The organism is Coleofasciculus sp. A1-SPW-01 (genome assembly GCF_040217205.1).
Lineage (GTDB): Bacteria > Cyanobacteriota > Cyanobacteriia > Cyanobacteriales > Coleofasciculaceae > Coleofasciculus > Coleofasciculus chthonoplastes_A.
Window position 1 is genome coordinate 73,871 of the sequence record NZ_JAVJNP010000128.1, and the last position, 14,267, is coordinate 88,137.

13 protein-coding genes are annotated in these 14,267 nt (G+C 41.6%); all 13 read right to left on the reverse strand.

Annotated features, from left to right (window positions below; translation table 11 throughout):
- Position 1 precedes the first annotated feature (1 nt).
- Positions 2-1,807, reverse strand: coding sequence for an ABC transporter ATP-binding protein (locus tag RH949_RS19685; RefSeq protein WP_446355513.1), 1,806 nt, complete (start codon positions 1,805-1,807; stop codon positions 2-4).
- A 140-nt stretch (positions 1,808-1,947) separates the two neighbouring features.
- On the reverse strand, positions 1,948-2,886 hold the full coding sequence (locus RH949_RS19690) for a sulfotransferase domain-containing protein (protein WP_446355515.1): 939 nt from the start codon (positions 2,884-2,886) through the stop codon (positions 1,948-1,950).
- Positions 2,887-2,970: 84 nt separating this feature from the next.
- Positions 2,971-4,044, reverse strand: a complete 1,074-nt coding sequence (locus tag RH949_RS19695; RefSeq protein ID WP_446355517.1) for a glucose-1-phosphate thymidylyltransferase — start codon at positions 4,042-4,044, stop codon at positions 2,971-2,973.
- Between the two features lie 168 nt (positions 4,045-4,212).
- Positions 4,213-5,247, reverse strand: coding sequence for a sulfotransferase domain-containing protein (locus RH949_RS19700; RefSeq protein ID WP_446355519.1), 1,035 nt, complete (start codon positions 5,245-5,247; stop codon positions 4,213-4,215).
- Positions 5,247-6,131, reverse strand: coding sequence for a dTDP-4-dehydrorhamnose reductase (gene rfbD, locus RH949_RS19705; protein ID WP_446355521.1), 885 nt, complete (start codon positions 6,129-6,131; stop codon positions 5,247-5,249). Before rfbD ends, RH949_RS19700 begins: the two co-directional genes overlap by 1 nt.
- A complete protein-coding gene (rfbC, locus tag RH949_RS19710) occupies positions 6,128-6,673 on the reverse strand; it encodes a dTDP-4-dehydrorhamnose 3,5-epimerase (protein ID WP_446355523.1) in 546 nt (181 codons plus the stop codon). The genes rfbD and rfbC (RH949_RS19710) overlap by 4 nt, the downstream gene beginning before the upstream one ends.
- A gap of 142 nt (positions 6,674-6,815) precedes the next feature.
- Positions 6,816-7,727 carry an NAD-dependent epimerase/dehydratase family protein gene (locus tag RH949_RS19715; protein ID WP_446355525.1) on the reverse strand — a complete coding sequence of 304 codons (912 nt, stop codon included), beginning with the start codon at positions 7,725-7,727 and terminating at the stop codon, positions 6,816-6,818.
- A gap of 9 nt (positions 7,728-7,736) precedes the next feature.
- Positions 7,737-8,285, reverse strand: coding sequence for a dTDP-4-dehydrorhamnose 3,5-epimerase (gene rfbC / locus RH949_RS19720; protein ID WP_446355527.1), 549 nt, complete (start codon positions 8,283-8,285; stop codon positions 7,737-7,739).
- A 77-nt stretch (positions 8,286-8,362) separates the two neighbouring features.
- Positions 8,363-9,730, reverse strand: a complete 1,368-nt coding sequence (gene rfbH / locus RH949_RS19725) for a lipopolysaccharide biosynthesis protein RfbH (RefSeq protein WP_446355529.1) — start codon at positions 9,728-9,730, stop codon at positions 8,363-8,365.
- A gap of 60 nt (positions 9,731-9,790) precedes the next feature.
- Positions 9,791-10,846: a hypothetical protein gene (locus RH949_RS19730; protein ID WP_446355531.1), complete on the reverse strand. Its 1,056-nt coding sequence runs from the start codon at positions 10,844-10,846 to the stop codon at positions 9,791-9,793.
- A 51-nt stretch (positions 10,847-10,897) separates the two neighbouring features.
- Positions 10,898-12,175: a glycosyltransferase family 61 protein gene (locus RH949_RS19735; RefSeq protein ID WP_446355533.1), complete on the reverse strand. Its 1,278-nt coding sequence runs from the start codon at positions 12,173-12,175 to the stop codon at positions 10,898-10,900.
- Between the two features lie 137 nt (positions 12,176-12,312).
- The gene (gene rfbG / locus RH949_RS19740) at positions 12,313-13,452 is read right to left on the reverse strand and encodes a CDP-glucose 4,6-dehydratase (protein WP_446355535.1); all 1,140 of its coding nucleotides are present in this window, start codon (positions 13,450-13,452) and stop codon (positions 12,313-12,315) included.
- A complete protein-coding gene (gene rfbF / locus RH949_RS19745) occupies positions 13,437-14,267 on the reverse strand; it encodes a glucose-1-phosphate cytidylyltransferase (protein ID WP_446355537.1) in 831 nt (276 codons plus the stop codon). Before rfbF ends, rfbG begins: the two co-directional genes overlap by 16 nt.

The following is a 14,267-nucleotide window of genomic DNA, read 5'->3' on the forward strand; positions in this document are numbered from 1 at the left end:
TTTACTTCTCTAAAACCACCTCCTGATAACTCCCCGACTTCACCACCCGCCCCTTCTCCAACATATATATGCGATCGCAGTTCTCAACCGTAGACAGCCGATGAGCAATCACAATCAGAGTTTTCGTCCCCGCCAGCGAGTTAATCGCCGCCGTCACCCGACTCTCTGTTTCATTATCCAATGCTGCCGTCGCTTCGTCCAGTACCAAAATCTCCCGTTCATGATAAAGCGCCCTAGCAATCCCTATCCGTTGGCGTTGTCCCCCTGATAAACGTAGTCCTCGTTCACCCACCCCTGTTTTTACCCCATCGGGCAATTGCTCAACCAATTCCTCAAGCTGCGCCGCTGCGATCGCCTTGTACAATCGTCCCTCATCAATCTGATCATCAGGAACACCAAAGGCAATATTCCGTTCGATTGTATCATCGGTCAGAAAAATAGACTGGGGAATATACCCAACTAGATTTTGCCAAGAGCGCAAATTCTCATAGATGGATACACCATCGACTTTAATATCTCCACTCTCTAGATCCAACAGCCCTAGTATCACATCCACTAACGTTGTCTTTCCCGCTCCCGATTTGCCAATTAACGCAATCGATTCCCCTTTCTGAATCTTAAAGGAAATCTGGTCAAGCGATAGTTCTGAAGCTTCCGGGTAACCATAGGTCACATTGATTAATTCAATTTGATTCGCAAAGGTCAGAGTTTCATTTCCTTTATTTTGCCCATGAGCTGACCCATTTACCCTTGAATTGGGCAGCCTTTCTAGACGATTGTGGACTTCTCGGTTTTCTATCTCCTTTAAATCCAAGTAGAGCATATCCAGAGCATAGCTTGACGTTCGCAGTTTTGCCATCGACTGGATTAACTGACTGGATGCCGGAATTAAGCGCACTGAAGCGACGGCAAAAACCCCCATCACAGCGGTTAAATCTTCCCCACTTTCATTAAAGAAAATCTGAAACAGAGAGACAAAAAGGACGACAAATACAATCAAACTTGTTTTAATAAAAATGTTAGGCAATAAATTAGACGCTTGGGATAAAGTCGCAGCCCTAGCATATTTGCGAACTTGCGCGTCCATTTGATTCTCGAAATACGCTTCACACCCGATTACCCTTGTCTCTTTTAATCCACCCAGACCATGATTGATGGTGCGAATCATTTCTTTCTGAGTTTGCGATTGAATTTTTCCCCAGCGCTTAAACTTATGTCCAAATTTGTTGAACACTAAAAATGTTGGTACTAAAATCACCAAAATCATTACCAGGAGTAAGGTGTTGTTGTAAGCCATTAACCCCATTAAAACCCCGACGACAATGCCGTTCGTTGTAAAAAGGAGTAGGGCTAACAAGCATCCCGTAGTAAACTGATTTGTTTCACTAATAATATTTTTAATGATATTCGCTGTATTTTGCTTTAAGTAAAATGTATAGGGCGCTGTCAAATAAGCCTTGAGTAATCTGGCGATCAGCAAACTCTTTTGCTGATAAGTGTAGCGATAGATATAAGTTTGAGTCAGAAAATATAACAAGGCTTGAATACAAAAAACGGCAATAATGACCAATCCAACGATGGGAATAAACTGCTGAGGAGATTCAAATCCTGACTTTCGATAAGCCCAGTCCAGTACAGTAATACTTTCAATTGATTCTGGGTTGGACGCTAAGCTGATGAAGGGTCCGACTAAACCAATGCCAAAGGCTTCGAGAATTGAAGTGAAGATAAATACCAATAAAAGGAAGATAAGACTTTTCCGGCTTCCCGTTAGGACGTATAAAACTTTGGCAAGGTACTCAATCATCTGAATAAGTGTTTCTTTTAATTTTAGAGTCTATTTTGCTGAACCGCTAGGTAGGGGGAGGGGCGTATGTCAACCACACCTGTCAACTTAAGGATAAAACTTATACTGGTATGTTGTATCAGTTGTATCATCAGGTAGAGCTAAGTTAATTTCCAGTCGAGTAATCCCATGTACTCTTGAGCCACCTTTTGATTTGACTCGTCAAATAGTTTCATTATTTCAACTCGCTCTGTCTCTGTCATAAAATCACTGTTGATTAAAAAATCAGGGATTTGGGCTATCGTGTTAAAGAGTTGACTATCTGGCTTTCGACTTTCAGTTTTATAGAATTGCTGAATCGCAACCCTAACTTTTTGGGTTATCCGATTAGCCGGAACAGTTTTGTTAATAAATCGCATCAGCTTGAGCGCCTTATAATCAGGAGTAACATTTCGTCGCTCTGTGATTTTATCTATATCTTTATCTCCATTCGTCTCTAGATCTATATCTATGTTCGTTTTTGCTAAAAATTCATTAATCACCCCCCGCTTATCGTAGGGGATAACTATTATGTTTTCCTTGCCAAATGCCTCAGCCCAGGGTGATAACATTTTATAGTAATTGCCTTGCTCCTTATGTTCTAATATAAACTGTCTGAAACTCTTGCTGTAACCCACTTTTATCCTTAAACAGTAATAGGAGCGGAAATATTCATATTGATTTCTTAGATAAACTATGATTTTTGTGTCGTAGCCTTTTAAGTAATTTTTAATTAAAGAAATCTTTTCTGGTGCTAATAAGTCATATAGACTTTCTGCACTCAATATCACCTTTTCTGGTTTTTGATGAAGTTCATTGATTTCTTTTTCAATATCCTCCCAATCACCAGCTTTTTTGTCATAATGTTTGTTAATATCTTTCGTGAATGACCAAGTGAGATTATGATGAGCAAAGCAAATGGTACTCCCTCTATCAGGTATACCACTTTGGGGATATAAAACACCTTGCCTTAAAAGTTTGTCTCTGTGGCTAAATAGGAACCCTTGTAGGCTGCTTGATCCGGTTTTGGGTGTACCAATGTGAAGATAAACTGTAGTCATTAAGAATAGGAGTATCTATGATTTTTGATCCAATCCTATCACTCTAATGGAGTGACAAGCAATAGGCATAAACTCAATTGAGGCTCAAACTAGCTCAATTTGCGAGTCATCTCCAATCATAAACCGCAACGCTTTGGGACGCCGTGGCGCGATACTCAACTTTGCCCGTTGTCCAATCACACTATCCACTATCCGCTGCTGCACGCCAATCACCTTCGCCCCCTGTAAAATCACACTATGTTCTAAGTCCGTATCAACCAGCGTAACCTGGTCAGCTACACTACTATAGGGACCAATAAAACAATTTTCCAGATGACAATCACTGCCAATCGTCACGGGTCCACGAATTGTACAGTTGACCACCTGGGAACCCTGACCAATCTTGACCCGCCCAATCACCTGACTATTTTCATCTACCTCACCCTGAACAGAAGTTTCTAACAGGGTATCCAAAATCACCCGATTGGCTTCCAACAGGTCATCCTTTTTCCCTGTATCCAGCCACCAGCCTTTTAACTGGAAGGATTCCACCTGCTTGGGTTGGTCAATCAGATATTGAATCGCATCGGTAATTTCCAACTCCCCTCTAGCCGAGGGTTGAATATTCGCGATCGCCTGGTGAACTGTGTTAGAAAATAGATAAATTCCCACCAGTGCCAGATTCGAGGGTGGCACCTTGGGCTTTTCCACCAACTGCAAGACTCGCCCTTCCTCATCCACCTTCGCCACGCCAAAGGCGGTGGGATTCGGAACCGAACACAGCAGGGTGAGGGCATCTAGATTTCGCTGTTGAAACCGTTCGATAAATAGGCTCAAATCACTTTGTACCAGGTTATCACCCAGATACATTAAAAAGGGTGCATCCCCTAGAAACGGTTGAGCAATCTTGACCGCATGTGCCAATCCCGCTGGTTGTTCCTGGAGGATATAAGTAATCTTAGCCCCAAAGCGATCGCCTGTTCCGGTTTTGGTCTTCACTTCTTCTCCGGTTTCTGGGCTGATAATAATTCCGATATCGGTAATCCCTGCGGCGACGATGGCTTCAATTCCATACCACAAAATCGGTTTATTGGCAACAGGTACGAGTTGTTTTGCCCCAGTATAGGTTAGGGGGCGTAGTCGCGTTCCTTTTCCGCCGGAAAGAATGAGTGCTTTCATTAGAACTTGTTGAGATTGGCTGGATTATCGCCGGGACATAAATCTCTGGAACTTAAAGCCCACATGAACAAAGTTTGTATGTAGTCAGCGCTTCAGCGCTGATGGCACTAAAGTGCCTACTACGAACGTTCCATTTCCTCTAAGTTACTATATCCTCATAGTCTAAGTTCAAATCGGTAGGTCAGACCAAAGATCTTTCAACGGTGAATCGCGAATCACAGAAGCAATATCGGCTTGTTGTTCATCCGTAAGCTGGGTTTTCCACTTGGACATACTGGTGCGGGGATCGCGGTAGACACTAAAATATGCCTTAGATTTATCAGATAACTGGCGTTCACCAGTGGTTGATTCATTGATGAAGTCGCGAGTGGTTTGACCGAGTTTCCAGCCCACGAAGTTAAAGATTTCCGTAATTTTGCCCTGGGGATCATTACATAAATCTTCATAGACAATGACTAATCCCTGGTCATAGGAGCGAGTATACTCAACCAAGGGTTCAACTTGGATACGCCAGATTACAGCATCTAACTGCATATCTGACATTTCCTGTAAGCGATCGCGATACTCAGACAAGAAATTCCCCCCAACGGCGTCAATTGATCGCCGCATTCCTTCTATTTTATCCAACTGGGAGCGCTGGTTAAACTGATTGAGTTCTTTCCCCTTGAGCGTAGACGCAATTCTGCCAAAGGGATTACGGATCATCCCAATCAACTTAGGCTGTAGCACCTCACACAGGCGGGGTAAGAGGGGAGTAGGGAAATTCACATCCTTAATTAGGATAGGAGTCTCTGAAGTGAGTTTAGTTTTACCATACCAGTGATAGAGAGGCTTCAGGGCTTCGACACGACTACCTAAACCATACAACAGGTGTAAGAGTTGGGGATTTTGCCAGCGAAAACTCTTGGCGGGAAATGGGGGTAAATCAACGTCATGGTCAAAATTAGAGCACAGCGACGCAAAGCGACGACGTAATTCCTTAACGTCGCCCGACTCTAAATCATTTTTCCACTCTCGGTAAAGGGGCGAGCGCACAAAGGGTTCAAATTTATAACTACAATGTTCATAGCTATCCATCATCCGACCTAGCCACGTTGTACCCGAACGCCCAGGACCGGTAATGAGAACATAGTTAAAGGGTGAGTCGTCCTTTTTCAACTGGGTTGTATTCCCACGACGGGTTGGATTAAGCTGATCAGACATTATTGGTGAGCATAGAGTTGTTTGAGCATTTGCCGCAGTGCTGTGCGCCAATGGGGGGGATGAGTACCTAAAATGGCGGATATTTTCTTGCTAGAGAGTACAGTATAGGCTGGACGGGGGGTGGGTATGGGATATTCTGAGGTATTAATCGGCACAACTTGCTGCACGTTTAAGGGAAAACCCAGTTGTCGGGCTTCCTCGAATATAGCTACGGCAAAATCATACCAACTAATGGCACCACTATTGGTATAGTGATAGATACCTGTCAGAGACTCAGAGTTGAGGAGGGGAATTAACTGCGCGATCGCATGGGCTAAGTCCCCTGTCCAGGTTGGCGCCCCCACTTGATCCACAACTACTCGCAGTTCTTCCCGTTGTGCCCCGACTCTTAACATGGTCTTAACGAAGTTGCCCTTACCGTGAACCCCATACACCCAAGCTGTTCTAATAATAACAGCGCGATCGCACGCCTGTTGTACTCCTGTTTCTCCTAAACGTTTCGATTTCCCGTAGGCGTTTAAGGGATTGGGTGTATCTGTTTCAGTATAGGGTGTATTTTTTCGCCCATCAAAGACATAATCGGTAGAAACGTGAATTAAACCTGATCCTAGCTCTTGGGCGGTTTCTGCCATAATTGTGGGAGCTGTCCCATTAATCGTATTTGCCAGTTCAGCTTCGCTTTCGGCTTTGTCTACGGCGGTGTAAGCGGCGGCATTTACAATCAAGTTAGGCTTAATCTCCCGAATAACCTGACGGATTTGATCGGGTTGCGTCAAATCCAACCCCTGGCGGTCAACACCAATCACCTCCCCCAAGGGAACCAGGGTGTGTTGGAGTTCACTCCCCAGTTGTCCAGCGATACCGATGAGTAAGATGCGTGTCATGGGTAAACCTCTGCTGTTTTCAAAGGTTGACCAGCTTGATCTTTTGCCGATAATATTGGCTCAGTGGTGAGTTGCCAGTCAATTGCCAAGTCGGGATTATTCCAGAGTAAGGTTCTTTCGTGTTGTGGGGCGTAGTAATCCGTGGTTTTATACAGTACCTCGGCTACCTGTGACACCACGTAAAACCCATGGGCAAATCCTTCTGGTATCCAAAGCTGGCGCTTATTGTCAGCACTCAACAGACAGCTTACCCATTGTCCAAATGTCGGAGAACTTTTGCGGATATCAACAGCTACATCCAGTATTTCGCCAACAACCACTCGCACGAGTTTGCCCTGCGGTTGCTGGATCTGGTAGTGTAGTCCTCGTAGGACGTTCTGCCCGGAACGGGAATGACCATCCATGACGAACTCAGCCGTGATGTTGGCTGTTTCGGCAAAAGCTTTGTGGTTGTAGCTTTCTAGGAAAAAACCACGGTCATCGGTAAAGACGCGGGGTTCTAAAATTAAAACTTCTGGAATTTGAGTGGGAATAGTTTTCATTTATCGTTGATTGACCCGGAAAGTGATAGGCACAGGATAAACCAGAAAATCCGGCTCCTAAGATGATTAACTTATCCATTTTTGCTTTGCTTTTAGACTATAATATATGCTACGGGTGGTTTCTTTTTTTATTCTATTGACTTTATTTTTTTATGCTACTACAAAAATCAACAATGAACTTTTCTATTCTACCCCTTGGCTCATGAATTTTATTTAAGTATTTGCTGGTATATGTAAATTCGTCACTTTTCGGAAAATGTAGACTAGCCACAGTCTCAGGAATAACCAATTCAACTTCCTCATTGAAATGATTGATCAGGACATTCTGTACGAGTTCAGCTAATCTTCTAATACTAATAGTGTTAACACCGTAAATGTGTAATAAATTAATTTTATCCATTACAGACTGCGACTTTTCTATAACTCTACAAATATCAGTAACCGACACAAAGTTCCTTTTTTGTAATCCTGGTGTTTTCAGAACTATCTTATGATGTTCAATCGCTTCTCTGCAAAAAGCTAGGGGAACTAAAGTCCATCTGCCAAAGTTTTCTAGATCGACAGGAACCCCAAAGAAATTACTCGGTCGAATAACCATTCCCTTGATTTTTCCTTCACGAGTATACATTTGAACATATTGCTCAGCTTGCAAATGGCTGAGTCCATAATCATTAACGGGCAAAGGTTCTGTAGATTCGTTGATCTCACCTTGAGGATGCCCAAATACATGAAATGTAGAGAGATAAATAAAATGTTCAATATTATTTTTTACACAAAAGTCTAAAGCGGCTTTAGTACCTACAACATTGTGATAAATACTGCGATAGGGTTGTTCTCTACACGTCACTTCATGAGCTGCAGCCGCATGAATAAACAGATCAACATGGCTGTCTATCGTTAATTCAGCAAACTGTTCTGGCGAGTCGAGATCACACCAAATGTCTGCATTATCTTGGCGACAGGCTTTTAGAACCTGCCATCCCTTATCTTCAAAATATCGACAAGCAATTGAGCCAAAATAGCCATTTGCTCCCGAAATAATTAGGCGGCTCATACTATTTTCTTAATTCCTATAAATAAAGGGACTTTGGAAGTTGGAAAAATCTTGGAAACTTTTATCCCTCTCTGAGATAATTGGATCTAGAGCTTGCCAGGGTATGCCCACTGAATGCCAGTGAATCCCTGTATCATATTCAGCCGCATAAACGGTAGAAACTTTATAGAGCATAATAGCGGTTTCACTCAGGACATAAAAGCCATGGGCTAAACCCGGAGGAACATATATAATATTGGCTTTCTCCGCACTCAAATCAAAGGTTTCAAACTTGCCATAAGTAGGTGAACCAACCCGTAAATCAACGACGGCATCCATGACTTGACCTTGAACACAGTAAACCATTTTCGTGTGTTCGTGTGGAGGGAGTTGAAAATGTAGCCCTCTCAAGACATTTTGGTAAGAAATGGAATAATATTCCTCGGTAAATGTTGTCTCCAGTTGATGCTGTTTAAACACCTCTTGATGAAACGTTTTAACGAAGCAGCCACGACTATCTTTTAATATCCTTGGCGTGATTTCGTAACAGTTAGGAATCGTTGTTTCACGGATTTCCATGCTTCTGACTAGGGTTGATTTCTGGTTTTCCCGATGATTGGCTAGAATTGATTTAGCTGGCTAAGTTATACTCGTCTTTAACCCTCTCCTGATTTAGCCCGACAAAATTCTCGAATCGTTTCCGCTACATAGGTTAACATCTCTTCGGTCAACCCTGGAAACACTCCAACCCAGAATACTCCTTGCATTACCCGATCCGCATTAGCAAGATCGCCAATAACGCGGTAATTTAATCCCTGGTAAAGCGGTTGTCGCACCAAGTTCCCGCCAAACAACAAGCGTGTGCCAATGCGTTTCTCTTCTAAGTATCGAACTAAATCATTCCGGATAAACGGTGCATCTTCTTTGACATAAATCGGAAAACCAAACCAACTCGGTTCCGAATTCGGTGTCGCCTTGGGTAAGACTAATACATCCTGTAAATCCTGTAATTGCTGATGCAGAAACTCAAAATTTTGTCGCCGCTTTGCCACAAAATCGGGTAACTTATCTAACTGCGCCACTCCGACAGCCGCTTGCATATCGGTCATCTTAAGATTGTAGCCGACATGAGAATAGGTGTACTTGTGATCATAGCCAGACGGTAAATCCCCCAATTGCCAGCCAAATCGCTTCCCACAGGTATTATCTACCCCAGGAGCGCACCAGCAATCTCTGCCCCAATCGCGAAACGATTCGACAATTTTTTTCAAGCGAGTATCGTTCGTTAATATGGCTCCCCCTTCCCCCATCGTCATGTGATGAGCCGGATAAAAACTCACGGTTGCTAAATGTCCAAATGTTCCCGTTTTTTGACCCGCGTAGAGACTTCCCACCGCATCACAGTTATCCTCAACTACCCAGAGATCATGCTTCTGAGCAAACCCCATCACCGCTTCTAGGTTGAAGGGATTGCCTAAGGTGTGAGCAACCATAATCGCTCGGGTTTTATCCGACAAAGCCGCTTCTAACTGATCAATGTCAATCTCATAGCTGGGTAACTTGACATCCACAAAGACTGGCACTAACTGATTTTGGAAAATGGGATTTACTGTGGTGGGAAAGCCAGCGGCTACGGTAATAACTTCATCCCCAGGTTTGATTCGCCTCTCGCCTAATTTGGGTGAGGTTAGGGCAGTGAGTGCCAATAAATTTGCGGATGAGCCAGAATTGACTAGCAAGCAATGTTTGATTCCCATCCACGCGGCAAATCGCTCCTCAAATTCTGCCGCATACCTGCCTGTGGTTAGCCAAAAGTCTAAGGAGGCATCGACTAGCTTGATTAATTCCTCTTGATCAAATACTTTACCAGATACAGGAATATAGGTTTGACCCGGAACGAATGAACGAGGTGCAAATTTGAACTGGTAGTAGTTTTGAACAGCCGCAAAAACTTGCGATCGCAGGTTTTGCTCTTGTTCATCGTGGTTAGATTTAGGTAGGGATTTAGATACTGATTGAGTCATAGCCAATCTCCTATATATTTATACATAACTCATTATCTGTAGCCCAGAATTTAGCTAATCTCAAGGACTTGAATAAAATAGTCTTCCATCTGACCGCCCTAAATACTCCTGGGCAACCTTTCGATTTGATGTTTCAAACTCATTCATAATATTAGCTTTATCTTCTTTTGATAGTAGTTCTTCATTTATTAGAAAATCGGGGATAAAGCGTGACATAATAAATGCCAATTTTATTGTTAAATTCGTGTACATTGTCATATATTTTCTGACCAACACAGATTGTTCAAAATAATACCGAGCTTGATGATTTTTTTTAAATCGTTTCATTTGACTTATTTCGTCCATCAAATTTTTAATTTTTATAATTTTTCCATTCAAAGAAACATTTCTGATCATTGCATGGCTTAAATCGAAGTCGCTTTGATTATGATTGAAATCAATAGTTTCAAAAAAATCATCCAATAAGCTACCATTAGTCATTTGCTCTTTTTCAAAAATTCTCACAATTATATTCTTAATACCAAATGATTTTCTCCAGGGTTCAAGTATTGAATAAAAATCACCTATTTTTTTATTTTGCCCAACCCATTGCATTATGTCTTTCATATTATTATAATTAATATCATTTATCTGTGGAAAATTATTGAAGTAAATAGGGAATTTTACGTTTTGATTGTACCATGACATAAAAAACTCATCTTGCCTCCTTATGTAAATAACAATCTTAGTTTCATAGCCATCTAACTTTTTTTTTACCAATTCAATTATATCGGGATTATAAAACTCTTGCTTAGCCGTAAAAGCTTCTGAAGAAATTATAACGTTTTTCGGTTTAAGAGTCTTTATTTCTCTTTTCATATTTTCCCACCTACCTTCCATATTATTGCTGTTTAACTGCTCATTAGCACATGGATTTTTTGTTCTATAAATTTTTAGCAATCCATTTGCTAAACCGTGATGATTCTTTGATGTGATGTTTTGTTTGTTTAAAATTTTTGTAGGTAGAGGATACAAATACCCTTGCTTTAAAAGCTTTTCTCTGTTCTCAAATAAAAAGTGTTGTAAGTAGGTTGTTCCTGTTTTTGGCATTCCAATGTGTAAGTAAATAGTTGTCATAATAAACTCCCTAATGCAGTAACTAGTTTGTTATTTTTATTACCTCATCAGCTAACCTAGTGAACACCTTAACTGATGTTGATTCTCCAATTCCAGCAAACGTTCTATAACCTCTGATACATTAACTCTGACATCAACTTGGAAATCAACGTTACCTGTCATTTCTTCTCTCGTCGCTACACTATGCTTTTCCTCAATTCCATGATAATATCCGTAGGTATGCTTGAGAGATTTTGACAAATAGTAATAATGAGTATAAGCATAATGATTTGGAAATATCTCTAATACTTTAGTTTGATCAGCAAAAATAATGTTAGTAAGTCCAGCACCAAATGAGCCTACTACATAGTCAGCATCATAAAATAGCTCTATTTCTGATTCTAGTGGCATATCTTCTAAAAAATACTTTTTAAATCCATAGGGTTTCAATGCTTCAAAAAGCTCGTCTTCATTTATTATTTTTCTTTTTTTTGCCTTGGATCTAGAAATAAAAATTCGGTTAACCTTCTTACTTTCTCGTTTAGGTAATACTTTGTCTCTAAAATATTCAACATATGCTGATGGTAAATAACCACAATCTTGATTAGACATCAAAGTCGGATAGATTAATTTATCAATTAAATAAATGCTGTCAAGATTTTCTACGACACTTATTTTAACATTTTTAGGCGCTAACCTTTCGATAAAGAAGCGTTCTTTAGTACTAGGTTCAATGGGATATAACAGTTTAATTTCATCGATATTTTCATAAGCAGGTTGGTTGAGTAAATAGAGTCTCGGCACTCGATCTATCAAAGTATGATAGTGATTTAAAGTTCCTTTCCCCGGTTGGTTATTTTCAAGGCGTCCTATTAGCATAATTGTGCTACAAACACCTGGTATTTTTTTCGATTGACTAATTTCGGTTCGACTTACAAAATGAGATGTATCAGTAAAATCTATGTTTGCCTTTGTTATAAAGTCCAATATTTTATTGGATTTAAAACTATACAAATGGATTGCTTTATTTATCCTTGTATTTATTGGTTTTCCTGATTCTGTATATATCCGCCCATATCTAGGAGCATAAATTACTTTACTGAGATGAACTGTATGTATAGGTGGAACAGTATAGTGATCTGAGTGTATGGCATCAAGACACCTTGCAAGATGCATTTGCTTTACTTCTGGAGTAGCAACAGTTTCTGGGTGAATTGGATATAATTTTTCAGTATTAGGAAATAAATCTTCTGGGGAAGGCAAAGACAATGGGAATAAGATTGATTTTATTGATTTGGCTATTTTGTAGATGTTTTTGACAATGATATTTTTGATAAATGATGTCTTCATACTCTTTCTTTATCTTCCTTTATAGAACAGCTTTTTTCAGCTATCAAATATTGATTTTTGTAATAGTTCTTCCTGTCTTTAACCTGCTAGTGTGTAAGTAAATTCTTTTCATAATAAACTCCTTGATTCAGTTTCCATTAAATTAGCTCTGGACTCATCTTCACTACAGCATCAGCTTGGTATTTCTCAATCTGCCGCCACGTTAACGCTTGAAACTGCTCACTATCTCCTGGAGACATTTGAGCCGCTTCCCGATACCAAGCCACCGTTTCCTCCACTGTTTTCTCAAAATCCCAAACAGGTTGCCATCCCAAGACATGAAAGGCTTTATCCGTAACCAAGTTAAGTAACTTTGCCTCATGAACCGCTCCGGGTTTCGACTGATCCACCCAAGCCCCCGACCAATGGTGTAAAATACACTCAACCAAATTCTGTACTGTCCGGTTTGAGGATAGTAGCGGACCAAAATTAAACGCCCCATATAATCCCTGCCTATCTTGCCTCCAATCCGGCGTAATTAACTGCTGATAAATCCGCTCGGCTAATCGGATATAGCCACTCAATGGTTCTAACACATGCTGCCAAGGGCGAGTGGCATGGGGATTGCGTACCTCAATTGCTTTGTTTGCCATCAAAAAACGCATCGCATCGGGTACAATCCGATCTTGCGCCCAATCTCCACCCCCAATCACATTACCCGCTCGCACACTGGCAATGCCAATGGGAATCTGACTGGTTTTAAAGAACGAATTGCGCCAAGAAGCGATCGCTAACTCAGCCGCCGCTTTACTGGAACTGTACGGATCATACCCTCCCAAGGGATCAGTTTCTCGATATCCATAAACCCATTCCCGATTTTGGTAACATTTATCTGTGGTAATTAAAACCGCCGCACAGGGATGGGTTAATGACTTCAGGGCTTCTAGAACGTGAATTGTCCCCATCACATTAGTATTCCACGTTTCCACCGATTCGATGTAAGATCGTCTCACCAAGGGTTGAGCCGCTAGATGGAAAACAACATCGGGTTGCCATTGAGTCAATAAGCCACGTACTAATTCTCGCTCTCGAATATCCCCGATCTGATGGTTTAAGTGATTGGCTAAACCCAGTTGCTCGAATAACGCGGGAGTTGTGTTAGGCGCTAAACTTAGACCATAAACTTCAGCTCCTAAATGCAGTAACCAAAAGGATAGCCAAGCGCCTTTAAAGCCGGTATGCCCCGTGATAACAACCTTTTTCCCGTGCCAGAATGAACTCATCACCATACTCTCCACAGGGCTTTGCCAGAATTATAGAGATTGTTTAGCAGTTCCATTTCCCGATAAGTATCCATGCACTGCCAAAAGCCATCATGCTGATAGACGGCTAATTCTCCTAACGCTGCCAAGGTTTTCAGGGGTTGTGATTCAAAGGTCGTCTCATCCCCTTCAATCAAATCTAGCACCTTGCGGTGCAGGACAAAATAGCCGCCACTAATCCATCCTTCACTCGTTTGCGGCTTTTCTTGAAAATTGCTGACTAGGTTATCTTCGATGATTAAGTTACCAAATCGAGACGGAGGGCGAACGGCGGTTACCGTGGCTAATTTCCCCTGGCTACGGTGGAAGTCCAATAGATCAGCGATATTAATATTCGCCACACCATCCCCGTATGTTGCCATAAAAACTTCGCTCCCTATCCTATCCAAATAAGGAGCTAAACGTTTAAGCCTTCCCCCCGTCAAGGTTTCTGCACCCGTGTCAACCAACCAAATCCGCCAGTTTTCTTCATGATGCCCATGGTTCAACTTGGTCACTTGCTTGCTGCCTAACTCCAACAGGATATCATTCTGATTCCAGTCGTAGTTGAAGAAATAGTTGCGAATCATGTCCCCTTTATAACCCAGGCAGAGCATGAAGTCGGTGAAGCCGTAGTGGGCGTAGGATTTCATGATATGCCAGATAATCGGGCGATCGCCTATCGAAATCATCGGCTTGGGGCGAAATTCTGTCTCTTCTCGGAGGCGAGTTCCCTTCCCACCACACAAAAGTGCTACAGGAACGTTTACTCTGGATGATTGAATGGCTAAGTCATTCGATGGGTTTACCAT